At 67.5% G+C, this 23,355-nt stretch carries 22 protein-coding genes and 1 tRNA gene; 12 read left to right on the forward strand and 11 right to left on the reverse strand.

The window, feature by feature from the left end; genetic code table 11:
- Positions 1-2 precede the first annotated feature (2 nt).
- Entirely contained in the window at positions 3-836 is an 834-nt protein-coding gene (locus OCUBac02_RS16850; RefSeq protein WP_173047228.1) for an outer membrane protein, read from the forward strand.
- Between the two features lie 74 nt (positions 837-910).
- Here the strand turns inward: OCUBac02_RS16850 and OCUBac02_RS16855 are convergent, their stop codons facing one another.
- The 3 genes from OCUBac02_RS16855 to OCUBac02_RS16865 all read right to left on the reverse strand — a co-directional run bounded on the left by OCUBac02_RS16855 (position 911) and on the right by OCUBac02_RS16865 (position 5,180).
- The gene (locus tag OCUBac02_RS16855) at positions 911-2,296 is read right to left on the reverse strand and encodes a class II 3-deoxy-7-phosphoheptulonate synthase (protein WP_173047230.1); all 1,386 of its coding nucleotides are present in this window, start codon (positions 2,294-2,296) and stop codon (positions 911-913) included.
- A gap of 319 nt (positions 2,297-2,615) precedes the next feature.
- Entirely contained in the window at positions 2,616-3,986 is a 1,371-nt protein-coding gene (gene gor / locus OCUBac02_RS16860) for a glutathione-disulfide reductase (RefSeq protein ID WP_173047232.1), read from the reverse strand.
- 9 nt (positions 3,987-3,995) lie between these two features.
- A complete protein-coding gene (locus OCUBac02_RS16865; RefSeq protein WP_173047234.1) occupies positions 3,996-5,180 on the reverse strand; it encodes an O-antigen ligase family protein in 1,185 nt (394 codons plus the stop codon).
- A gap of 297 nt (positions 5,181-5,477) precedes the next feature.
- On the opposite strand from OCUBac02_RS16865, the gene OCUBac02_RS16870 reads away from it, so the two are divergent.
- The 3 genes from OCUBac02_RS16870 (at position 5,478) to OCUBac02_RS16880 (ending at position 8,533) form a co-directional block, all read left to right on the forward strand.
- Positions 5,478-6,443 (forward strand): Bug family tripartite tricarboxylate transporter substrate binding protein, encoded by a 966-nt coding sequence (locus OCUBac02_RS16870; RefSeq protein WP_052232622.1) that lies wholly within the window; start codon positions 5,478-5,480, stop codon positions 6,441-6,443.
- Positions 6,444-6,540: 97 nt separating this feature from the next.
- Positions 6,541-7,020 (forward strand): tripartite tricarboxylate transporter TctB family protein, encoded by a 480-nt coding sequence (locus tag OCUBac02_RS16875; protein WP_173047236.1) that lies wholly within the window; start codon positions 6,541-6,543, stop codon positions 7,018-7,020.
- Between the two features lie 13 nt (positions 7,021-7,033).
- On the forward strand, positions 7,034-8,533 hold the full coding sequence (locus tag OCUBac02_RS16880) for a tripartite tricarboxylate transporter permease (RefSeq protein WP_173047238.1): 1,500 nt from the start codon (positions 7,034-7,036) through the stop codon (positions 8,531-8,533).
- Here the strand turns inward: OCUBac02_RS16880 and OCUBac02_RS16885 are convergent.
- From OCUBac02_RS16885 to OCUBac02_RS16900, 4 genes are all read right to left on the reverse strand, one after another.
- On the reverse strand, positions 8,514-9,557 hold the full coding sequence (locus OCUBac02_RS16885; RefSeq protein WP_173047240.1) for an SDR family oxidoreductase: 1,044 nt from the start codon (positions 9,555-9,557) through the stop codon (positions 8,514-8,516). The genes OCUBac02_RS16880 and OCUBac02_RS16885 overlap by 20 nt on opposite strands.
- A 388-nt stretch (positions 9,558-9,945) precedes the next feature.
- The gene (locus OCUBac02_RS16890; protein WP_173047242.1) at positions 9,946-10,443 is read right to left on the reverse strand and encodes a DUF2059 domain-containing protein; all 498 of its coding nucleotides are present in this window, start codon (positions 10,441-10,443) and stop codon (positions 9,946-9,948) included.
- Positions 10,444-10,539: 96 nt separating this feature from the next.
- On the reverse strand, positions 10,540-11,241 hold the full coding sequence (rpiA, locus tag OCUBac02_RS16895) for a ribose-5-phosphate isomerase RpiA (protein ID WP_173047244.1): 702 nt from the start codon (positions 11,239-11,241) through the stop codon (positions 10,540-10,542).
- A 109-nt stretch (positions 11,242-11,350) separates the two neighbouring features.
- Positions 11,351-11,683: a hypothetical protein gene (locus tag OCUBac02_RS16900; RefSeq protein ID WP_173049638.1), complete on the reverse strand. Its 333-nt coding sequence runs from the start codon at positions 11,681-11,683 to the stop codon at positions 11,351-11,353.
- Positions 11,684-11,893: 210 nt separating this feature from the next.
- Here OCUBac02_RS16900 and OCUBac02_RS16905 point away from each other — a divergent pair, with 210 nt between their 5' ends.
- Both OCUBac02_RS16905 and OCUBac02_RS16910 read left to right on the forward strand, forming a co-directional pair.
- Positions 11,894-12,592, forward strand: coding sequence for an HAD family hydrolase (locus tag OCUBac02_RS16905; RefSeq protein ID WP_173047246.1), 699 nt, complete (start codon positions 11,894-11,896; stop codon positions 12,590-12,592).
- Between the two features lie 28 nt (positions 12,593-12,620).
- Positions 12,621-12,695 (forward strand) — tRNA-Val (locus tag OCUBac02_RS16910).
- Between the two features lie 169 nt (positions 12,696-12,864).
- Here OCUBac02_RS16910 and OCUBac02_RS16915 read toward each other — a convergent pair.
- Together OCUBac02_RS16915 and OCUBac02_RS16920 are read right to left on the reverse strand one after the other, a co-directional pair.
- Complete coding sequence (locus tag OCUBac02_RS16915) at positions 12,865-13,923, reverse strand: hypothetical protein (RefSeq protein ID WP_173047248.1); 1,059 nt, start codon at positions 13,921-13,923, stop codon at positions 12,865-12,867.
- Positions 13,924-14,050: 127 nt separating this feature from the next.
- Positions 14,051-14,845 (reverse strand): hypothetical protein, encoded by a 795-nt coding sequence (locus OCUBac02_RS16920; RefSeq protein WP_173047250.1) that lies wholly within the window; start codon positions 14,843-14,845, stop codon positions 14,051-14,053.
- 96 nt (positions 14,846-14,941) lie between these two features.
- On the opposite strand from OCUBac02_RS16920, the gene OCUBac02_RS16925 reads away from it, so the two are divergent.
- Together OCUBac02_RS16925 and OCUBac02_RS16930 are read left to right on the forward strand one after the other, a co-directional pair.
- Positions 14,942-15,856 carry a lytic transglycosylase domain-containing protein gene (locus OCUBac02_RS16925; protein ID WP_280528864.1) on the forward strand — a complete coding sequence of 305 codons (915 nt, stop codon included), beginning with the start codon at positions 14,942-14,944 and terminating at the stop codon, positions 15,854-15,856.
- Between the two features lie 177 nt (positions 15,857-16,033).
- A complete protein-coding gene (locus OCUBac02_RS16930; protein ID WP_047580522.1) occupies positions 16,034-16,612 on the forward strand; it encodes a L,D-transpeptidase in 579 nt (192 codons plus the stop codon).
- A gap of 60 nt (positions 16,613-16,672) precedes the next feature.
- Here the strand turns inward: OCUBac02_RS16930 and OCUBac02_RS16935 are convergent, their stop codons facing one another.
- On the reverse strand, positions 16,673-17,035 hold the full coding sequence (locus OCUBac02_RS16935; protein ID WP_173047255.1) for a gamma-butyrobetaine hydroxylase family protein: 363 nt from the start codon (positions 17,033-17,035) through the stop codon (positions 16,673-16,675).
- 257 nt (positions 17,036-17,292) lie between these two features.
- Between OCUBac02_RS16935 and moaA the strand changes: the two genes are divergently transcribed.
- The 4 genes from moaA to OCUBac02_RS16955 all read left to right on the forward strand — a co-directional run bounded on the left by moaA (position 17,293) and on the right by OCUBac02_RS16955 (position 21,420).
- Positions 17,293-18,306, forward strand: coding sequence for a GTP 3',8-cyclase MoaA (moaA, locus tag OCUBac02_RS16940; RefSeq protein WP_173049640.1), 1,014 nt, complete (start codon positions 17,293-17,295; stop codon positions 18,304-18,306).
- A 76-nt stretch (positions 18,307-18,382) separates the two neighbouring features.
- On the forward strand, positions 18,383-18,982 hold the full coding sequence (locus OCUBac02_RS16945) for a hypothetical protein (RefSeq protein ID WP_173047257.1): 600 nt from the start codon (positions 18,383-18,385) through the stop codon (positions 18,980-18,982).
- Positions 18,972-20,441, forward strand: a complete 1,470-nt coding sequence (locus tag OCUBac02_RS16950) for a hypothetical protein (protein WP_173047259.1) — start codon at positions 18,972-18,974, stop codon at positions 20,439-20,441. The genes OCUBac02_RS16945 and OCUBac02_RS16950 overlap by 11 nt, the downstream gene beginning before the upstream one ends.
- 214 nt (positions 20,442-20,655) lie before the next feature.
- Complete coding sequence (locus tag OCUBac02_RS16955) at positions 20,656-21,420, forward strand: hypothetical protein (RefSeq protein WP_173047261.1); 765 nt, start codon at positions 20,656-20,658, stop codon at positions 21,418-21,420.
- A 176-nt stretch (positions 21,421-21,596) separates the two neighbouring features.
- Here the strand turns inward: OCUBac02_RS16955 and OCUBac02_RS16960 are convergent, their stop codons facing one another.
- Positions 21,597-23,321, reverse strand: coding sequence for a methyl-accepting chemotaxis protein (locus OCUBac02_RS16960; RefSeq protein ID WP_173047264.1), 1,725 nt, complete (start codon positions 23,319-23,321; stop codon positions 21,597-21,599).
- Between the last annotated feature and the right edge of the window lie 34 nt (positions 23,322-23,355).

Below are 23,355 nucleotides of genomic sequence, written 5' to 3' on the forward strand. Positions count from 1 at the left end.
GGATGCGCATCCGTTCCATCGCGCTCATGCTTGGGTCGACGGCCCTCGCGACCAGCCTTCTCGCAGCACCGACGCTGGCGGCGGACTATCCCGTTCTGCGCGGCTCGCAGATCGAGGACGCACCCCCAGCGCCAAGCCAGTTCACCTGGGAAGGCTTCTATGTCGGCGGCTTCGCCGGGCAGGCGCAATCCCGCTTCGAGCGCGATCAGAGCGTCGACAGGCTGATCGACTACGCGATGCTGAACACGACAATCGCGAGCTCGATCAACGTCTACGACCTGACGCGCACCATGCCGCGCCGCGACAGCGGCAGCATCTTCGGCGGTTATGTCGGTTATAACTGGGCTTTCGGCGACGTCGTCATGGGCCTCGAAGCGGACTACTCGCGCATCGATCAGGAAGCCGCCGCTTCCCGCCTCGAATCGCGGCGCGTCGGCAATGAATTTCTTACCGTGGGCCTGAACCAGAGCGCGCGGATCAACGACTACGCTTCGTTGCGTGCCCGCTTCGGCTACGCCTATGGCCGGTTGATGCCCTATTTCACGATCGGCGCGGCGGTTGGACGCTTCGACACTAATGTTTCGGTCTACAGCGACTGGGGTCCCACCGATGTCAACGGCGTCGCGCTCGGCAGCTATGTCGGCTGGCCGCGCATGGTCGGCGGTCCCAAGAAGGATGTCTGGGGCTTCGGCGGCGTGATCGGCGGCGGCATCGAGGCCGCGCTGACAGACAACATCCTTGTCCGTGCGGAGTACCTCTATACCCGCTTCCACGACGTCGAAGGCGTCACCACAAGCCTCAATCAGGCTCGCGTTGGCGCCGCCCTGAAGTTCTGAACGACCGAGGGCTGCATGAAAAAGGCCGGGGCGAAAGCCCCGGCCTTTCCTGTTCATCGACTTGGTAAGGTGCCTTACTCGGCCGCCTCGACCTCGGGCCGCGCCCGGCCGGCACGCTGGCGCTTGACCAGCTCGGCGACGATGAAGGCGAGTTCCAGCGCCTGCTCCGCATTGAGGCGGGGATCGCAGAAGGTGTGATAGCGGTCGTTGAGGTCCGCATCGGTCATGCCGCGCGCGCCGCCGGTGCATTCGGTGACGTTCTTGCCGGTCATCTCCAGATGCAGGCCGCCGGCATGCGTGCCCTCGGCTTGATGGACGGCGAAGAAGTTCTTCACCTCGCCCAGGATCAGATCGAAGGGCCGGGTCTTGTAGCCGCTGGCGGCCTTGACCGTGTTGCCGTGCATCGGGTCGCAGGACCAGACGACATTGCGGCCTTCCCGCTTCGTCGCCCGCACCAGCGCCGGCAGATGGTCGAAGACCTTGTCGGCGCCGAAACGCGCGATCAGAGTCAGGCGGCCCGCTTGGTTCTGCGGATCGAGCACGTCGATCAGCTTGAGCAGGCCGTCGACCGTGGTCGAGGGGCCGCATTTCAGGCCGATCGGGTTCTTGATGCCGCGGAAGAATTCGACATGGGCATGGTCGATCTGGCGGGTGCGATCACCGATCCAGAGCATGTGCCCAGAGGTGTCGTACCATTCGCCGGTCGTCGAATCCGTACGCGTCATCGCCTGCTCGTAGCCGAGCAGCAGCGCCTCGTGGCTGGTATAGAAGTCGGTCGTGCGCATCTCCGGATGGGTCTCCGGGTCGATGCCGATCGCGCGCATGAATTCCAGCGCCTCGGTGATGCGCTCAGCCACCTCCTGGTAGCGATGCGACTGCGGGCTATCCTTGACGAAGCCGAGCATCCAGCGATGCGCGTTGTCGAGATTGGCGTAGCCGCCGGTCGCGAAGGCGCGGATCAGGTTCAGCGTCGCCGCCGACTGGCGATAGCCCTCGAGCTGGCGGCGCGGATCGGGAATGCGTGCCTCGGCGGTGAACTCGTTGTCGTTGACGATGTCGCCCTTGTAGCTCGGCAGTTCGACGCCGCCGATGGTCTCGGTCGGAGCCGAGCGCGGCTTGGCGAACTGGCCGGCGATACGGCCGACCTTCACCACCGGCGAGCCGCCGGCGAAGGTCAGGACAACCGCCATCTGCAGGAATAGCCGGAAGAAGTCGCGGATATTGTCGGCCGAATGCTCGGCGAAGCTCTCGGCGCAATCGCCTCCCTGCAGCAGGAAGGCCTCACCGGCGGCGACCTTGCTCAACGCCCGTTTGAGCTTGCGCGCCTCGCCTGCAAAAACGAGCGGCGGAAAGCCGGCGAGCTGCTGCTCGACCGCCTTCAAGGCTGCCTGGTCCGGATATTCCGGAATCTGCTGGACGGGCTTGGCCCTCCAGCTCTCTGGCGTCCACCGCTCGGACATGGGACTACGTGCTCCTGACTGTGAGATCGCGCATCGTTAACCTCATGGTAGCGCGAAGGGGCGGCTATACACCCATGAGGTGGGAATGGCCACCTTCGGAGGGAAGCCCCGGTAGCGGGCATGCCCGACCGTTCGGCGCATGCATCGGGAAAGATGATTCCGCGCAACGGGATAGCGAGCGCCGTTGCCATGCTGGAGCAACGGCCTCCCGTCCTGATTCAAGCGCTTCACAGGCCGATTCAACGGGGCGGATGGAATAGCCTTCGTCATTCCGGGTTCGCGCCTGCGGCGCGCCCCGGAATGACAAAGGTGTTTCGCTTTAGGCTGTCCGCGGCGTGCGCATCGTCACCAGCTCCTCCGCGGCGCTCGGATGCAGCGCGACGGTGCGATCGAAATCGGCCTTGGTCGCGCCCATCGTCACGGCGATGCCAACCGCCTGCACGATCTCGCCGGCATCATGCCCGAGGATATGGACGCCGAGCACCTTGTCCGACTGCGCGTCGACGACGAGCTTCATGTAGATGCGCTCCTGCCGGCCGGAGATCGTCGCCTTCATCGGGCGGAAGCCGGATTCGAAAACCTTGACCTTACGGCCGGCGGCCACCGCCTGAGCCTCCGTCAGACCGACGGTGCCGACCTCCGGCGTCGTGAAGACGGCCGAGGCGATCGTGGCGTGGTCGACCGTCCAGGCGCGATCGCCGAAGGTCGAGTCGGCGAAGGCATGGCCCTCGCGGATCGCAACCGGCGTCAGGTTGACCCGGTTGGTGACGTCGCCCACCGCATGGATCGACGGCACGCTGCTCGCTGATGCGGCATCGACCTTGATCTCGCCGAGCGGGCCCATCGCGACGCCGGCCTTGTCGAGGCCGAGCCCCTTCGTGTTCGGCCGGCGGCCGGTGGCGACGAGCACGACATCGGCATCGATCGGCGCGCCATGGGCGCAATGGGCGCGGCGGGTGCCGTCGGCCAGCTCCTCGATCCGGTCGATCGTGCAGCCGAGCCGCAGGGTGATGCCGGCATGGACGAGCGCGTCGCGCAGGCGGCTGCGGATATCCTCGTCGAAGCCGCGCAGGATGTTGTCGCCCCGGTGCAGCACCGTCACCGCGACGCCGAGCCGGGCGAAGAGGCTGGCGAATTCGAGCGCGATATAGCCGCCGCCGACCACGAGCAGGCGCTTCGGCAGCGCCTGCAGGTGGAAGATTTCGTTGGAGGAGATGCCGAGCTCGCCGCCGGGGATCGGCGGATCGAAGGACGGCCAGCCGCCGGTCGCGACGAGGATATGGCGGGCGCGGATCACCTCCCCGCTCTTCGCCAGCCGGATCTGATGCGGGCCTTCGACGACGGCGCGCTCTTCGCGGATCTGGACCTTGGCGCCCTCGAGCCCCTTGCGATAGAGACCGGAGAGGCGGGTGACCTCGTTGGCCACCGCATCGCGCAATGTCGGCCAGTCGAAGACCGGCGCCTGCGGCAAGGTCCAGCCGAAGCCGGCCGCGTCCTCGAAATCCTCGGCGAAGCGACTGGCATAGACGAAGAGCTTCTTCGGCACGCAGCCACGGATCACGCAGGTGCCGCCGATGCGGTCCTCCTCGGCGATCATGACGCGGGCGCCGTGGCCGGCGGCGATGCGCGCCGCGCGCGTGCCGCCCGAACCGGCCCCGATGACGAAGAGATCGACGTCGAAATCAGCCATGATACCCCCTCAGCCGTCCGTATCCGTGGACGGCAAGCCGCAGAACAACCAGACGGACGCCAGCGCCAGCGCGGCGATCCACCATCCCTGCCAGGCCCCGTGCGCCACCGTCGCGACCCCGAAGGCGCCGGCGGCGAGCGCCAGGCGCGGCGCGAGATCGCGCGCCGGCAGGTGCCTCAGGCGCCAGAGCAGCGCCAGCCCGGCGAAGGTCAGCAGCGCCGCTCCGACGGCGCCCGTCTCGACCCAGGCCTGGACCGGCGCGCTGTGCGGATGGCCGACCGCGAGCAATTGGCGGCGCGGCGGCGAAACTTCAAGCGCCACGGGATGACGATCCAGTGTGGGCGACGTGCCGAAACCTGAGCCCAGCAGAGGGCGCGCGCGGATCGCCTCGCCGAAGCTCAGCCAGATATCGACCCGGTCGCGCGAGTGCGAATTGGCGAGGCGCTCGTGCAGGGCCTGCGGCAAGGCCTCGTCGCCGAGGCGCCCGATGACCGGCGCCAGCGCCATCGTCGCGACGAAGCCGAGCGCAACCAGAACGAGCGTGATGCGCGGCAGCAGCCGGGCCGCCAGCCCGGTCAGCGCAAGAATGAGGAAGCCAAGACCGGCCGCGCCGCTATCGGAATCGAAGGAGATCATCGCCACGACGACGACGCAGACCGCGGCCAGCAGCCAATCCAGCGCGCCGTCCCTGCGCCGGAGCGACAGGCCCGCGACCGCCGCCGGCAGCAATACGAGGCAGACCAGCGCCGGGCGGTTGAAGATGTAGGTGACCTGCTTGCCGATATCGAGCGCGATGCGCAAGGAAAGCCCCGTCGCCAGCTCGGCCATCATCAGGATCGCCGCGACCACGAGCGCGACCGCCAGCGCGCGGCTTTCCGGGCGTCCAGGCCGGAAGCGGCCGCTCGTCGCGATGGCGAAGCCGCCGGCCATCGGCAAGGCCAGCTCGCCCCACATCGCGATGCTGGCACCGATGCGGTGGCTCCAGGCGATGGAGATCAGCGCCCAGAGCAGGAAGCCGCCGAGTGCCAGCCCCGCCGGGGCGCGCAATCCCTGCCGCATGCGCCGCAGCAGTGGCATCCAGCCCTCCGCTGCGACCGCCGAAGCGATGAAACAGAGAGCTGCCAACCCGAGGAAAAGCGGGGCCGAGCGGTTGGCGAGCCACATGCCCAGTGGCAGCGCGATCAACAGGCCCATGCCGAGACACGCGAGACGCCGCGGCAGAATCGGAGCAAAAGGAGAGATGCCGGACAGGGTCGGGGGGCTCATGCCCCTGCGCTTACGCGATCATGCCGGGCGCGGCCAGTGTCGGGGCGGAACATTCGCGCGAGTCGTAGAACCAAAGATATAGAAGATGCGGCGAAAGCGGCCTGTCGTCGAAAATTCTTGACTTCCGATTATGCAATCAGGCGCAATTGACGACCGGCGCGGCAAGGTGCCACAGGCGGACCGCCCAAGAAACCCGTGGGCCAAAGCCCGCAAGCGGAGGAATTCATGCTGACATCCATCCTGAAGCGTACGGCCCTGACGGCGGTTGCGCTGGCTGCCCTTTCCACGGCCGCCTTCGCCCAAGTCAACGAGCTGAAGATCATGGCCCCCGCGTCGCCCGGCGGCGGCTGGGACGGCACGGCCCGCTCGATGCAGCAGGCGCTGACCTCGGCGGGAATCGTCAAGAGCGTGCAGGTCAACAACGTGACCGGCGCGGGCGGCACGATCGGCCTCGCCCAGCTCATCGGCGCCAAGGGTGCCGGCGACCAGCTCATGGTCAACGGCTTCGTCATGGTCGGCGCGATCCTGCTCAACAAGTCACCGGTCAACCTGACCCAGGTCACGCCGATCGCTCGCCTGACCGCCGAGGCCGAGGTCATCGTGGTGCCGGCTGAATCGCCGCTCAAGACCGCCAAGGACCTAGCCGAGCGCCTGAAGGCCGATCCGGCCAAGGTCACCTGGGCCGGTGGCTCGGCCGGCGGCACCGACCATATCCTTGCCGCGCTGTTCGCGCAGGCCGTCGGCGCCGACCCCAAGAAGATCAACTATATCCCGTTTTCGGGTGGCGGCGAGGCGCTCGCGGCCATGCTCGGCGGGCGCGTCACCGCCGGCGTCTCCGGCTATGGCGAGTTCGAAGGCCAGATCAAGGCCGGCAAGCTGCGCGTGCTCGCGGTCTCGTCGCCCAAGCGCCTCGAGAACGCGCCGGACGCGCCGACGCTGAAGGAGCAGGGCATCGATCTCGAGCTCCTGAACTGGCGCTCGGTCGTGGCGCCGCCGGATCTTTCGGCCGAGCAGACCAAGGCCCTGATCGACACGGTCGAGAAAATGGTCAAGTCGAAGGAATGGCAGGAAATCCTCAAGGCCCGCGGCTGGGACGACGCTTTCCTCGCCGGCGCCGCTTTCGACACCTTCCTGAAGGCCGAAATCCAGCGCGTCGGCAAGGTCATGACCGATGTCGGCCTGGTGAAGTAAGCCAGACGGAACGCCAACGCTGCAGGGGCCGGGAAACCGGCCCCTTTTCCAACCGCCAGAAGCGCCGAGACGCGCCGGATACGACCGCGGGAACGCCATGACCAACGAAACGCGCACGCAAGGTGCCAACAAGCCGGCCCTGCTCGTCGGCGTCCTGCTGCTGATCGTCGCCGCCCTCGTCGGCTACGATGCCTCGCAGCAGACGATCACATCGACCTACGGCGTCGGCCCCACCGCCATGCCCTATGTCGTGGCGACCGGTCTCGTCATCCTGGGCCTTTCGCATTTCGTGGTCGCCTTCCGCGAGGGCTTGCCGCAGCCGGAAGAGGCCGACGGCCAGGCGCTGCTGTGGATCGCCGGCGGCCTCGCCTTCCTGATCGCCTGCATCGGGCTCGGCGGCGGCTTCATCATCGCAATCACCGTGATCTTTGCCTGCACCGCCCGCGGCATGGGCCGCCAGGCCCTGCTCGTCGACGCCGCGATCGGCTTCGTGCTCGGCCTCGTCATCTATCTCGTCTTCGCCAAGGTTCTGACGCTGATCCTGCCGTCGGGCCCGCTCGAGCGCCTGTTCCTCTGAGGAGAGCCCGACCATGGATACCCTGCTCTCCCTGCTCCACGGCTTCAGCGTCGCCATCGAACCCTCGAAGCTCCTGTTCTGCCTGATCGGCGTGTTCCTCGGCACCGCCGTCGGCGTGCTGCCGGGCATCGGCCCGGCGCTGACCGTCGCGCTCCTGCTGCCGGTGACGTTCAAGCTCGACCCGGCCGGGTCGCTGATCATGTTCGCCGGCATCTACTACGGCGGCATGTATGGCGGTTCGACCACCGCGATCCTGCTCAACGCCCCCGGCGAAAGCGCCTCGCTCGCCACCGCGCTCGAAGGCTCGAAGATGGCCAAGGCCGGGCGCGGCGGTCCCGCGCTCGCGACCTCGGCGATCGGCTCTTTCGTCGCCGGCCTGATCGCGACCATCGGCCTCGCCTTCCTGGCTCCCCTGCTTGTCGAGCTCGCGGTGAAGTTCGGCCCCTGGGATTATTTCGCGCTGATGATCGTCGCCTTCGTCACGGTCTCCGCGACTTTCGGCGACTCGCCCTTGCGTGGCCTGACCAGCCTGTTCCTCGGCATCGCGCTCGGCCTCATCGGCATCGACAAGCTGACGGGACAGGCGCGGCTGACCTTCGGCGTGCCGGAGCTGCTCAACGGCGTCGAGGTCACCACGCTCGCGGTCGGACTGTTCGCTGTGGGCGAGGCCTTCTACGTCGCCTCCAAGCGCGCCCGCGATCCCGAGGAGATCATCCCGATCAAGGGCTCGCTCTGGATGACCAAGCAGGACTGGAAGCGCTCCTGGGCGCCCTGGCTGCGCGGCACCGCCTTCGGTTTCCCGATCGGCGCCCTGCCGGCCGGCGGCGCCGAGGTGCCGACCTTCCTGAGCTATTCGACCGAGCGCAAGCTCTGCAAATATCCCGAGGAATTCGGCAAGGGCGCGATCGAGGGCGTCGCCGGGCCGGAGGCGGCCAACAACGCCTCGGCCGCCGGCACGCTGGTGCCGCTGCTGACGCTCGGCCTGCCGACCTCGGCGACGGCGGCGATCATGCTCGCCGGCTTCCAGCAATACGGGCTCAACCCCGGCCCGCTGCTCTTCGCCGAGAAGCCGGATCTGGTCTGGGGCCTGATCGCCTCGCTGTTCATCGCCAACGCCATGCTGGTCATCCTGAACCTGCCGCTGATCGGGCTCTGGGTCAGGCTGCTGGCGATCCCGCAACCCTGGCTCTATGCCGGCATCCTCGTCTTCGCGACGATGGGGACGCTCGCGGTCAACACCTCGGCGGTCGAGCTCGGCATGCTCTTCCTGTTCGGCTTCGTCGGCTACCTGATGCGCCGCTACGACTATCCGGTCGCACCGATGGTCGTCGGCCTCATTCTCGGGCCCATGGCGGAGCAGCAACTGCGCCGCGCGCTGCAGATCAGCCTTGGCGATCCGATGATCCTGCTGGAGAACCCGATCTCGGCGACCCTGCTCGGCATCGCCTTCATCGCTCTGGTCGCCCCTTTCGTGATGAGCGGGCTGAACAAGTTCAAGGCTTCCGAGGACTGAGGAGGCCGAGCCGGACGAGGCTCTCGCCGGTGGCGACGAGAGCCTCGTCCGCCAGGCGCGGCTGCCAGCCCAGCATGGCCTGCGCCTTTGCGCTCGTCGCGTTCTTGCTGCGGCCGAGTTCGGCCGTAGCGGCCTGACGCGCGGTCGCGCTGAAGCGCGCGGCGAAGCGCACCAGCCAATCGGGCAGAACGCGGGTCGAGACCCGTGCCGCGTTCTCGCCGAGTCCGTCCTTCAGCGCCTGGGCGATCGCCTGCATCGTCATGAAGTCCCCGGCGGTCGCCAGGAAGCGCTCGCCGGCCGCCGCCGGATCGGTCATGGCGCGTAGGTGCAGGTCTGCGACATCGCGCACGTCGACGACGCCAAACATCAGGCGCGGCACCGCCCAGAGCCGCCCGTCCAGCATGGTCTTGACCAGCAGGATCGAAGGCGACAGGTCCGGCCCGAGCAGCGGGCCGAAGATGCCGACGGGATTGACGACCGCGAGCTCCAGCCCCTGCCCTTCGCCATCGACGAAATCCCAGGCTGCCCGCTCTGCCAGCGTCTTGGATTTCGGATAGGCGGCAAGGCCGGGCGCTGAGGCATTCGACCAGTCGCGCTCGTCATAGGGGCGCTTCACCGTCCGGCCATAGCCGATCGCGGCGAAGGACGAGGTCAGGACGACGCGCCTCACCCCCGCCCCGTGCGCAGCCCGCAGGACACGCAGCGTGCCCTCCCGTGCCGGGCGGATCAGCTCGTCCTCGTCCTTCGGCTCGGCCGCAGCGACCGGCGAGGCGACATGCAGGAGGTAGGCGCAGTCCGAGACCGCCTCGGTCCAGCCCTCGTCCAGCATCAGGTCGGCAACGGCGATCTGCAGGCGGTCACCGGCATCGATGCCGGCCACGCGCAAGGCTTGCCTGAGCGGCGCTTCCCGGCCGGGATCGCGCAGCGTCGCGCGGACGTCGTAGCCCGCCGCGAGCAGCGAGAGGATGCAATGGCCCGCAAGGAAGCCGGAGCCTCCTGTCACGAGGACGAGATCACGGGTCATGTTGCCGGCTCCGGACTTCGCGCTTCGACCGACCGCCATAAAGCGAGCCGCGGCCCGAGGCCAGCGCCCCCGGCCAGGTTAAGGTTTTGCTGGAACCACGGGGTCATCCCGGGCTTGACCCGGGATCCATGCCCGAACCTCCACCGGAAGCGTTCCGGAATGGATCCCGGATCTCCGCTTCGCTGCGTCCGGGATGACCCGCGTTCCAGCAAAATGAGATAGCCTCTAGGCGACGCCGACCGGGATCGACATCGGCTTTTCCCGAAAGCCGCGTTCCATGTTTCGGGCCGATGCTCTAACGGGATGGCAGGTCATTCCGGAACGAAAAGGCCGGCGATCGCTCGCCGGCCTCTCCAGAACACCCCGAAGCGCTGCTATGCGCGCCGCATCACAGCGAGTGGCCGCGCTTGCGCATCTCCTGCGAGAAACGGTCGAACAGATACTGGCTCGTCTGCAGGGTCCAGGGCTGGAGGACGCTGAACAGATCGTCCATCGCCTCGCGCCGCAGAGCATTGTAGCGCTGCCCCACCGGGGACTTGAAGAAGCCTGCGACCTCCTTGAGATCCGCCTCGTTCATCCTCCGGGCGAAAACCTCGGCCGCCGTCTTGGTCATCTCCTCGATGCGCTTGTCGGCTTCCGGCTTCAGCGCGGCGATGACGGTATCGGCGTCCTTCTTCATCTCCGGACGGGTGGCGAGGAGTTCCTGAACGTTCTTCTCGAATTCGTTGAAGATGCCCGTGAATGTCAGCGTGATGCCGGTCAGGTCCGCGACCTCGCGCGCCAACTGGAGATGGCTCGGCGTCAGAGCCGGCGCCTGGGCGAAGGCAGGAGCTGCGCAGACGAGCGCCAGACCAAGGGCGGCCCGGGCGAGAGAACGACGGATCATGCGTTGAAACCCCTTTGTCAGCGAACCGCTGGCCAGGAGCCATGGCGGATCGGTCATTGTGGCGCGTTCCTTAGCGTGGATCGCGGCGGAATGGAATCACTCGATCCTGCCGAGGAGCTTGAGGCCATCGGCGCCGGCCAGGATGGCGCCTGTGGCCAGCCCGATGAACAGCCCATGCTCGACGACCCCGGGCACGATGTTCAGGGCCTGCGCCAGCAGTTCCGGGCGCTCGACCGCGCCGAGATGCGCGTCGAGAATGTAATGCCCGCCATCGGTGACCAGCGTCGTGCCGTCCGGCTTCCGGCGCAGCGTCAGTTCACCTTCCGCGCCGGAGGCGGCGATGGCCGCGGCCACGGCCCGGCGCGTCGCCTCGAGCCCGAAGGGCACGACCTCGATCGGCAGCGGGAAGCGGCCGAGCGTCTGCACCAGCTTGCCGTCATCGGCGATCACGATCATGCGGGCGGAAGCGGCCGCGACGATCTTCTCGCGCAGCAACGCCGCGCCGCCGCCCTTGATCAGGCGCAGTTGCAGATCGACCTCGTCGGCACCGTCGACCGTCAGGTCGAGCTCCGGAGTTTCGTCGAGCGTCGACATCGGAATGCCCAGCGAGACGGCCTGGGCCTGCGTCGCCTCCGAGGTCGAGACACAGAGCACGTCGAAGCCCTGGGCGACCCTGGCACCGAGCAGGTCGACGAAATGCTTCGCGGTCGAGCCGGTGCCGAGGCCGAGCCGCATGCCCGGCCGGACGAGTTCGAGCGCGCGGGCGGCAGCCTGCTTCTTCAGGTCGTCGGCATTCATGAGGTTCGTCCGGCTCAGCTTGTGTAAAACGCCTGCCGCCCGGGCCGGACGACGGCGCTCTCCTGCCCCCTCGAGGCCGGCGAGTCCAGCGCTCCGAAGGCGCCGAACGTCATTTCGTCTGGGGCGTGCACACCGTCTTGTCGTCGAAGACGTAGCAGATGCTCATCTCGCCGGTGCGGATGTTGACGCGGAAGATGCCACCTTCCTTCTCGTGGCGCGACGGCATCAGGCCGTAATCGCTCGGCGCCTGGGGGCCCGCGCCCTCACCGGACGGGAAGCAGACGGTCAAGCCGACGCCGCCCTCCTTGAGCTGGAACTGGCAGGCTCCGACCTCGCCGGTCGCCTTGTCGATCCGATAGACGCGGTTGAGATCGGTCTGCGGCGCCGGCGCGAATTCGAAGGGACCGGCCGAGGCCGGCGTCGCGCCTGCCATCGACAGCATTGCGCCGAACACAAGCCCTGCGATTCCCGCCCGTCTTCCGATGAAATTCGACATGATGATCTTCCCTGCCGCCGGCCGTGCGACGAATCGTGCGCAGGATACCATCCCGCGCGGCAATTTTGGGGAGGCCGACGCACGGGACTTGCCAGCCCGGCCGCAACGACCTTTAACCGAATCCTGCCCGACCGAATCATATCGAAGGTTCCGACCATGAGTCTGCCCCCGATCGTCGTCTTCGATCTCGACGGAACCCTGGCCGAGACAGCGCCGGACATCATGCGGGTGCTCAACCTGATCCTGGTGCGCGAAGGCCTGTCAGCGCTGCCGCTGGAGCGGGCGCGCGAGCTCGTCGGTGCCGGCGTGCGCGTCCTGATCGAGCGCGGCTTCAAGGTCTCCGGCCGCCCGCTCGATCCAGAGACGCTGGAGCGGCTCTTCCTGGAATTCATGGAGATCTATGCGCAGGATACGGCGGGCAGCAGCCATCTCTTCGACGGCGTCCTCGGTGCGCTCGATGCGCTGGCGGGCGAAGGCTTCGCGCTCGCCGTCTGCACCAACAAGCCGATCCTGCACACGAAGCTGATGCTGGCCCATTTCGGCATCGCCGGCCGTTTCGCGGCCGTCGCGGGGCGCGACAGCTTCCCCTACTTCAAGCCCGACCCGCGCCATCTCACCCTGACGATCGCCGCGGCGAAGGCCGATCCGGCGCGGGCCGTGATGATCGGCGATTCCCGCACCGACATCGCCACGGCCCGCGCCGCCGGCATCCCGACGATCTGCGTCCCCTTCGGCTATACCGACGTGCCGATCGAGACACTGGAGCCGGATCTGGTGATCCAGCATTTCGACGAGCTGCACGGCGCCGTCAGCCGCCTGCTCAAATCTCCTCCCCGGACATCCTTGACGGCATGAGGCGCGCCGACTAGGAGAAGCCCGGTCCGGGCGATTAGCTCAGTGGTAGAGCACTCCCTTCACACGGGAGGGGTCGCAGGTTCGAACCCTGCATCGCCCACCATTTTCCCGACATCATCTGGTCAGTGACGCAGCACGGCGGCAAACGCCGCGCGGACGCGTGTTTCCGGCGTCATCCCGTGCGCGCTGCGGCGCGTGAGTAGCCGCTGCACAGACACGGGACCCTGCGACGGGAAGGCGCACTTTCCCGATGGCGGTCCCGTGTCTGCGCCTCAGCGCGACACCGTCGCCGCTCCGTCGGGGAACGGCGCGGCGCCCTTGCCGATCCGGGCGAGCTCCTCGCCGAAGCGGGCGGCGATCGCGAGCCGGAAATGCAGCGGATCCCAGTAATTGGCGTCCTGCGACGTGATCGGCGAGGCATGCGCGTAATCGACGACGACCGCGCCTTGGCGGCGGGCCAGAGCGGCGACCTCCGCCTTGCAGCGGGCGTAGCGCTGCCAGCCGGCCGTACCCTCACGCGGATAGGCGGCGAGATGGGCGGGCGGCATGACAAGCATGACCTGCGTCGTCTTCGGGAAGGCGGCGATGCTATCCTCCAGCCATGACAGGGCCGGATAGCGCCAGGCGGCGCTCTCGGCCGGCGTCACGGTGGCCGGCGGCGACAGGGGCGCGAGTTCGGCGACCACACCGCCATTGCTTGAATAGATGTGCCAGCGCGCCCTTGCGAGATCGTAGCTCGCCTCCGGCGGCGTGAAGACCTCGTAGCCGTCGCCGCGGATGCGCTCGCGCGACCAGCCGAGCCGATAGGCCATGAGCCGGCCGGCGATCTCCAGATTGGTCAGGTTGAGGAGCTTCGGCCAGTCGCCCCAGCCCACCTCGCGGGAGAGCCAGGCGGGGACAGGGCGCGGCGTGAGGCGCTTGCCCTCATCGGTCGCATCGGCCTCGCACCAGGTCGTGTCGAGGCCCCAGATCAGGCGGCGAGGCGCGCGGACATGCTCGCGGAAGAGCTGCGCCATCTGCGTCTGCTCCCAGGGAGTCGCCGCGTTCATCGCGAGATTGACGAAGCGTGCGTCGAGGCCATGCGACAGCACTTGCGGATCGAGCAGGCGCATCGTCGAGGTGCCGATCACCGCCGCGTTAAAGCGCCCGGATCGGACGAGCTGCGGATACATGAAGCGCTGGTTGATATCCATGATCGGCCGCGGCGCCTGGCCGGCATGGACGCGCATGCCGAAGGGATCGAGCACCGCGACGAAGGCGAAGAGCAGACCGGCGACGGCCAATGCCGCCACCAGGAACCACCGCGACCACTCAATCCAGGCCTTCGCCATCTCGACCTTCCAAGGCGCCGCGCGGGCGACCCGCGATCGACCTGCGCAAAGAGCCCAGGGCGCGCCCTCTTGCCATGAAAGCGACGGCAAGGACAACGGACGGCGTGGTCGCGCCGCCGAGGCGAAGCTACTCGAACGTGGTCACGATCTGGTTTTCGAGGCGCCCCGGCGCGATCAGAGGCTCGACGATGAGCGCCGTCTGGGTATGCGGAAAGCGCTTCACCAGATCGCGCATATTCGCCCTGGCCTGCACATAGGCCTTGTAGCGGATGAAGTCCGACTGAATACGATCCCAGAACGCAGCGGCCGAACGCTCGGTCGCTGCGATATCCCAATCCCGCATTGCCTCCGACTCGAGCACGAACTTGCCATTCGGCTCGACTGTAACGGTGCGGCCTTCATAACTCCATTGCTCGTCGAAATGCTGGACATCGACCGCACCGGTGACACGCGCGTTCAAAATCGAGGCGAACCGTCGCAGGTAAGACAGGCCTGCTCCCCCGTTCTTGCCTGTAAACGTCCCCGGCTTGAAGTCACTGGTGCGCCTGGCCTGTCGGTAATCCACGCCCGGCCGCATGATATCGGTCTCGCTGGCGACTCCGCAGCCATGAATCTCGATCCGGGCCATCGGCCCGAAATAGCTTCGCAAAGCCTTGAACTTGCTGGAGATCGTATATTCGTCATCCATCTGGGGAAAAGCGAGCTGCCCGGCATTGCCGTGCGCGAGGATACGCATCGCCTTGATCTTCTGCCCCTCCGCAACCTTTACGACCGCGGCGATGATCTGGTCCGCCGTGTTGCCATTGACGGCACCGATCAACTTGGTCGGCAGTCCATCAGGCGAGGGCGTTCGCAGATTGTAGTCGTAACGGTGCGAAGCATCCGAAATATTGAACAGATGCACTGCAATGCCAGCCGCCATGGCGCGCTCCCGGGTCAGAGCGGACCCGGCCGTCCACAATGCCCATCCGCTCGACCTGCGAGATTGCGCGTATTCGGCCCTCGCAGCGTCATCCATCTGCATGAGCGCTGGCGTCTGCGCCTTCTTCGCGTGCTTGTCCTCCTGACGATAGTCGCATTGTCGAGCCGCGCGCCGGCGCAGACTGACCAGGCGTCGTCCGGCATCCAGGACGCTCTATGCCGCCTGATCGACGACACGGCGCGGGAGCAATCCATGCCCGCCGCGTTCCTGACCCGATTGATCTTCCAGGAATCGAGCTTCCGCGCGAACGTCACCAGCCCGGCCGGGGCGCAAGGAGTCGCCCAGTTCATGCCCGGCACGGCGCGCGAACGTGGACTCATCGATCCCTTCGACCCCGAACAGGCCGTGCCCAAGGCAGCGCATTTCCTGGCGGAACTGCATGACCGCTTCGGCAACTGGGGGCTCGCCGCTGCGGCCTATAATGGCGGGCCCAACCGCGTCGCAGGCTGGCTTGCCGCGCGCAAGGCCGGGCAGACGCGCTTCCTGCCGAGCGAAACCGAGAACTACGTCTTCGCCATCACCGGCCGGACCGCCGAGGATTGGGCGGAGGAGGCGACCGACCGCGCCAACGGCGACGGACGCTCGCCGCCGATGCCGCCGGCGACACCCGATAAGGATGCACAGGCGAGCTGCGCACCGACGCTGGTCGCGATCCGGCAGTCGCGCCCTGCCCTGCCCGCGATCGCCGAAGCGCCTTTCGCGCCCTGGGGCGTGCAGCTTGCCGGTAATTTCTCCAAGGCGCGGGCGCTCACCACGTTCCAGCGGGCCGGCGCCCGCCATCGCGCGATCATCGGGTCGCTGCCGCCGATGGTGATCGGGACGCGCCTGCGCAGCCGCGGCACGCGCGCCTTCTACCGGGTGCGCCTGCCGGCCGCGACACGCGCCGAGGCCATCGCGCTCTGCCGGCGCATCCAGGCCGATCGCGGCGCCTGCGTCGTGCTGCGGAGCTGACGGCGACCCCTCGCTGTTGCATGCGCGCAACGCGAGGCGGCAAAGCTCGACTGCTCCCGCCGTTGTGATGGGCGGGCGATTGCGAGGAACTTTTCGCTCTGACAGGAGATTGAGGAGACGTTGACTTTTCTGTGTCTTCTTCGTGCCCAGCGCCACCGATCTCCCGAGGTCCTCAAGATGATCCGTTTCCTTCGTCCGGCCTTGCTCGCCGGCCTCGGCCTGCTCGCTCTGGGCACCGCCGCCCACGCCGAAATCGACCCGCTGACCCGCCAGCCGCTCGTCCAGTACGTGGACCCGGCCAAGGCCCAGGCCACCGCCATCCCACGCGAGATCGTCGACTATCCGACGAAGCAGCGGCCCGGCACGATCGTGATCGACTCAACCGAGCGTCGCCTCTATTTCGTGATGCCCGACGGCAAGGCGATGCGCTACGGCGTCGGCGTCGGCCGCCCCGGCTTCGACTGGGCGGGCACCCAGACCATCTCACGCAAGCAGGAATGGCCGACCTGGACCCCGCCGGCCCAGATGCTGAAGCGCCGCCCCGACCTGCCGCGCTTCATGCCGGGCGGCCCGGACAATCCGATGGGCGCCCGCGCGCTCTATCTCGGCTCGACCCTCTACCGCATCCACGGCTCGAACGAGCCTGAGACGATCGGCCAGGCTGTCTCCTCGGGCTGCATCCGCATGCTCAACGAGGACGTGATCGACCTCTACGAGCGCGCCAAGGTCGGCACCCGCGTCGTGGTCGCCCGCTGAGCCTGCAAGACCATTTCGATGAAGAGGCCGGCGGCGACGCCGGCCTTTTTCGTTTGATCCTCAGCGCCTCCGCTCGCGCGACAGGCCCCTCTCGGCCAGCGCCGCGACATAGGCGCTCATCTTCTCCTCGCCCTGCTCGCCGAGCTCGCGCAGGTAGTCCCAAGCGTAGATGCCGGTCTCGTGCATGTCGTCGAAGCCGAGCCTGACGGCGTAGTGCCCGACCGGCTCGACCCTAAGGATTTCGACCTCGGCCTTGCCCGGCACGATCGTCTTCTGGCTGGGATGATGGCCCTGGACCTCGGCCGAGGGGCTTTCGACGCGTAGCAACTCGGCCGACAGCGCGAAGCTCGCGCCGTCATCGAAGGTGACATGCAGGGTCCGGCGGTCCCTGGAGAGGCGCAGTTCGGTCGGCCAGGATGACATGGGCGGTATTCGTCCTTCGCAGGCGGCAGCCGGACGGATCATGGCGCGCCCGACCGGACGCGCGATGATCCGCGGATTTGTTATCGCATCGGATTGATCCGAAAAGCGGGTTCCACTTTTCGGCCCGATGCCAGCGCTTGACCTTCGCCAAAGCAGTGCCAATGTCATGCTATAGCAATGTGAAGGCGCGCCCGCATCCTGCGCGGAGCGGTCGCTCCACAATGCGGGAACGTGAGGCAGACGTGCTGCTCGACGACATGAAGCCGCTGACGCGGCCGCCTCTGGTCGATCCGTTCGGCCGCAAGATTTCCTATCTGCGCATCTCGGTGACGGATCGCTGCGATTTCCGCTGCGTCTATTGCATGTCCGAGGACATGCAATTCCTGCCGCGCAAGGAATTGCTGACGCTGGAGGAGCTCGATCGGATCGCCAGCGCCTTCGTCGCGCGCGGCACGCGCAAATTGCGCCTGACCGGCGGCGAGCCGCTGGTGCGCCGCGACATCATGAGCCTGTTCCGTTCGCTTTCGCGCCATCTCACCTCCGGCGCGCTCGACGAATTGACGCTGACGACCAACGGCTCGCTTTTGCATCGCTATGCCGACGAGCTCGCCGGCTATGGCGTGCGCCGCATCAATGTCTCGATCGACACGCTCGACCCCGACAAGTTCCGCGAGATCACTCGCCGGGGCGACCTGAAGGTCGTGCTCGCCGGCTTGGAGGCGGCGCGCAAGGCCGGGATGCGGGTCAAGATCAACGCGGTGGCGCTGAAGGGCGTCAACGACGACGAGATCGAGCACCTGATGCTCTGGTCGCACGGGCTCGGCATGGACCTGACCCTGATCGAGGTCATGCCGATGGGCGAGATCGAGGTCGGCCGCGTCGACCAGTACCTGCCGCTCTCGGTGGTGCGCGGGCGCCTGATGGACAAGTACACGCTGGTCGACGACCCCTACCGCACCGGCGGGCCGGCCCGCTACGTCCGCGTCAAGGAAACCGGCGGGCTTGTCGGCTTCATCACGCCGCTGACCCATAATTTCTGCGAGAGCTGCAACCGCGTGCGCCTGACCTGCACCGGGACGCTCTATATGTGCCTCGGCCAGGAGGACGCCGCCGACCTGCGCGCGCCGGTCCGGGCCTCGCAGGACGATGCCCTGCTCTTCCGCGCCATGGACGAGGCGATCGCCCGCAAGCCGAAGGGGCACGATTTCATCATCGACCGCCGCCATAACGGCCCCGCCGTCGGCCGGCACATGAGCGTGACCGGCGGCTGAGCCGGCCGGCACGCATCCCGCTCGCTTGACCCTTCGGCCGAATGCGGTCACCGTCCGGGCCGACGGGTGGAGTTGCATGCGGTCACAGTTCAAGGCGATGGCCCGCCGGATCAAGGCGGCCGCGAGCGCGATCGATGATGCCATCAGGCAGACCCATGCGGCGCGGCTCGCCATTATGGCCGCGAAGCTGCGCGCCGCCCTGCCCCTGATCGCCATGCTGCTTTGTGCGACGCTGCTGTTCTGCCTGTTCCTGGCCTGGTCTTCGGCGCGCGGCGTCTTCCTGGTGCTCTCGCCGGCCTCTCCCACCGGAATCATGGCCGGCATCGCTGCCGTGGTCGCGGGCCTTGCGGTGCTCGAACTCTGCGCGGCCTTCGCCATCACCATCATGACCGCGGCCCTGCAACTCGCCTACGATACCGGCCGTCACTGCATCCTGGCTTTGCTGGCGATCGCCAGCATGCTCGGGCTGGCGCTGATGGTCCTGCACCTGTCGGCCGGGGGAGCAGCGGCTCTGGCCGACGCGCTGCTGCCGACACTCGGCCTTTGCGGGCTTGTCCTGCTGACGCTGTGGTTCAAGCGTGCCTATCTGCGCCCGGCCTATCCCGGCTTCCGCGACTTCTGGGCCGATATCGTCGAGGCCCGTCATTTCCTGATGCGAGCCGCCCATGGCGAATGACGACGGCGCAACCTCGCGGGTCGTGCGCATGACGCCCGCTCCGACGGCCCATCATCTGGCCGAGTCGGTGAAGGCCGGGCATCACGGCGCCAGCGACGCCGTCGAAAACCAGCCGCCGGCCCATGCGACGATGCTGTCGCAGACCGAGCAGACCCTGATCGCCCGGGCGCGCGAGCATTTCGCCACGCTGCGGCAGGAGGCGTCGGCGAGCCTCAACGCGATCCAGGCCGAGATCGTCAGCCGGCGGGAATTGTTCACGCAGCAGCGCTTCGAGGGCCGCGTGCGCGGCGTCGAGGCGACGATGCGCGCGATGCTGAGCAAGCATGGCGGCGAATTGGAGCAGCGCGTCTACGATGCGCTCCGGGCCAAGCGCGAATACGCCTTCTTCAACTACGAGAACAAGCGTCGGGCCGATCCCAAGCTCGACAAGTGGCAGTTCATCCTGTTCTTCCTGGTCGTGCCGCTGGTGATCGAGAGCCTGCTCAACGGCAATTTCTTCGCCGAGGCCAGCGATTTCGGCCTGGTCGGCGGTGCCGCGACCGCCGTCATCATCTCGGCGCTCAACGTCGCGCTCGGCTTCTTCATGGGTGTCGGACCGGCGCGCTATTGCCAGCATGTGAAGAGCTCGCACCTGTTCTGGGCCTTGCCGGCCTATGCCGGGATGATCGGGCTGATCGTGCTGTTCAATCTCGCGGTCGGGCATTACCGCGAGATGCTGATCGCCAACCCGGATGCGCGCTCCTTCCAGGTCATGCCGCGCATGATGGAGAATCCGTTCGCGATCTACGACATCAAGTCGGTCGCGCTGGTCATCATCGGCTGCCTCGTCGCCTTCGTCTCGGCGAGCAAGGGCTATACCGCCTTCGGCACCTATCCCGGCCATGCCACCGCCTATAAGCGCTGGCGCCAGCGCTGGAGCGCGGTCGAGGAGGAAAGGCGCCGGCTCGATGCCGAACTGCTGCCGGAGCTGGAGGCGATCCGCACCCAGGTCGACGGTTTTCGCGAGGATTGCCGCGACGAGCTCGGCAAGCTGCAAGGGGTGAAGGCCGCGGCCGAGAAGGCGCGCGACCTCTATCTCTCACGGCTGGGGCAATTGCGCGCCGCCAAGGACGCCGCGATGATGCAGTATCGCGAAGCCAATCTCCGGGTGCGAACCGACCTCGCCCCGGCCTATTTCACGCAATCGCTCAACCTCGCCGAGATCGACCAGCCGGCGGAACTGCCGGAATATGTCGCGGCGCGGCGCCAGATCGACGATTTCGAGCAGCAATTGACCAGCATGCCGGCGCTGATCGAGGCCAAGCTCAAGGACCGGCTGGTGCTGCTGCGCGGCATCGACCTCGCCGGCGAGATCGAGCAGGTGAAGCTCAGGGCGGCGCAGGCCGGGCGCGAGGCCTTCGAGCAGGACGAAGCGGCCCAGAAGCAGGCGGCGGAGGATTTCGCCGCAATGAAGCGATAGGCTCGCCTGCGATGAAACCGCAGCGTCATTCCGGGGCATTGCGCAGCAATGGGCCCGGAATCCAGAACCGATGTGCTCTGTCGAGAAGCAGCCCGATGCGGCTGCGCTTTTCGCCAACGTCCATCGGTTCTGGGTTCCCGGCTCGGCCCTGCGGGCCGCCCCGCAATGACGGGCACGGTTCCTCGCCCACGCAAGGCAGGCTAGGTTCACTGGCATGAAGACCGAGAATTGGGCGATCGTCGCCTCCGTGCTCGCCGGGCTTGGCCTTGTCGGCTTCTTCGCGGCGCCCTCCCTGCTGCGCGGCCCACCGCGCGACCAGGAGACCCTGTGCCCCAAAACAGGGCCTGCCGGGCATACGCTGATCCTCGTCGACAAGAGCGATCCGTGGAGCGAGGTGCAGGCGAAGCGGCTGAAGGCCCTCGTGAAGCAGGTCGGCGACGCGTTGCCGACCGATCGGATGCTGTCGATCTACGTGTTCAACGACGTGTTCGAGCCCGGCTTCCCGTCGCTGGTCTCGCTCTGCAATCCCGGCAAGACCGCGAGCGAACTGATCGGCAACCCGCGGCGCGAATACGTCAAATGGGTCGAGAAATTCGGCCGGCCGCTCGACGAGGCGCTGACCGTTCTGACCCAGCCCGGCAAGGGCAACCAGTCGCCGATCGTCGAGGCGATCGGTGATGTCGCCTCGCGCCGCGAGAACCGCGTCCCGACCGGTGACCGCAAGATCCTGCTCGTCTCCGATATGCTGCAGAACTCGACCCAGTTCACGATGTTCGGCAATGCGGCGGGTGCGCGCGATCCCGAGCGCCTGCGGCGCCTGCTCGGCAAGGTCTGGCAGGATTCAGGCGCGTCAGGTTGGGAACTGAACGTGCATCAGGTCCAGGGCGTCTATGACGCGGCCAGGCTCGAACAGGCGGCAACGCTGTGGAAGCAGGCGTTCCAGAAGCTTGCCATCAGCGTGAACTGGGATCGGTTGTAGAGAGACGGCAGTAAAGGACGCTGTCATCCCGTGCGTGGTGCAGCGCGCAGCGGTGCGCCGCAGACACGGGACCGCGCAACGAGAAAGCGCCCTTTCCGGAGGACGGTCCCGCATCTGCGCAGCAGCACTTCGTGCCGCAGCGCGTGCGGGATGACAGGCGGTTCCGGATCAGCCCGTCAGAGCCGATAGCCCATCCGCACCCCACCCCAATGACGCCCGCGGACGCGCAGCGGGGCGTTGACCTCGCTCAGCAACTCGCTGCGGCCATCCTCGCTCTCGTGCCGGCTGAGCTGGACGAGAAAGGGCCGGATCGAGCGTCCGGCGCTCAGGCCGGCGCGGCTGTCGACGATCCGCCGGTTGCGGGCATGGGCGACGTTCCAGGCCGGATCGCCCGGACGCGGAGGCTGCGACCAGGCAGCGTGATGGACCGGCAGGTAGCCGTTGCGATCGCTCGGCAGCGCGAAGACCAGACGCTCGTCGGAGCCGAGCGCTCCGGCGAGCAGCGGCGGCAAGACGGTTTCGAGCACCGGGAGGCTGGGGCTGAGATATTGCCGCGGCTCGCTCTCGGGAACAGGCGCGTAGCGGAGATCGAACAGATCGTCCTCGGACAGCAGGCCGCGATCGATGGCGCCTTCCATCGCCGCCGCGATCTCGCGGGCGAAATCCTGGGCGCGCTCGATCAGCGGGCGCCAGGACCGCTCGATCTCCTCGATCATGCCCGCCAGTTCGCCACAGCCGGCGGCGGCATCTCCCGCGAAGGCAAGGTGCAGGCCTTGCTCGCTGACACCGGTCATGCGGCAAGGCAGCGGCGGTATGCCCTCGATCGTGACCATGCCCGTGCCGGTGCTCGGCAGCCGCGCCTGCGGCGAGCCGGCGAGTAGAGCGCCGCCACGGCCGAGATCGACGAGCCGGCTGGACACATCGACGCTGCCGATGACGAGATGCGCACCGCGCGCCGTCGGAAAACGGTCGAAGCGGCGCCGGTCGGCAAAAGCGGAATGGCGCAGCACGGGCTTGAAACGCCTGAGCATGTTGCCGACGAGGCGGCTGCCCTTCTGAGTGGCGCGGCGGGCGCGCTCGCTGTCCGTCACCGTCTCATGGGCGATGCGGTCGATCTCCTCGGCGCGGCGGGCGACGCCCTCGACGAACAGGGCCGCTTCCCTGGCACTGCGCGAGAGTTCGGCCGTCGAACTCGCCTGTTCCTGCGAAGCGCGCCCGATCGTCGCCATGATCGGATTGACCTCGCGCACGATCTGCAAGGTGTCCTCGACGATGCCGGTCGAGCCCTGGGCAGCACGGGTCAGGCGGTCGACGCGTTCGCGGATATGGCCGACAGCATCGCTGACCTCGACCGCAAGCGATTTGACCTCATGCGCGACCACGCCGAAACCGCGCCCGGCCTCGCCGGCGCGGGCGGCCTCGATCGCCGCGTTGAGCGCGAGGAGATTGGTCTGGCGCGCGATCTCGGCGATCGAATCGACGATGCCGCGGATCTCGCCGGTCGCAACCGCAAGCCCATCCAGCATCAGCGCCGCCTGGCCGGCGCGCGAGACCGCAGCGTCGAGCTTGTCGCGGACATCGACCATGGCCCCGTCGACCTGCTCGGCCGCCTGCGAGACCTGATGGGTCGCGGCGGCGAGCGCGGAAGCGTTCTCGCTGGCCGCGCCGACGGCCATGCGCATGCTGCCGGCATTCTCGAGGATGGTGCGCGAACCGCTCTCGGATTCAGCCGAGCGCTGCTCGACCTCGCCCAGCTCTCGGGTCAGGCGCTGCATCGCGAGCAGGATATCGCGCTCGATATCGTCGACGGCATCGTGGGCGGATGCGTCAAAGGGCTGGGCCGCGACCTGCCGGGAGACGGCCTCCGCCACCGGCAGCGGCGCTGCGGGGACATCTTCCACCGCGTGTCCGGTGCCCAGCCAGCGTCGTATCCTG

This window comes from Bosea sp. ANAM02 (genome assembly GCF_011764485.1).
Taxonomy (GTDB): Bacteria; Pseudomonadota; Alphaproteobacteria; order Rhizobiales; family Beijerinckiaceae; genus Allobosea.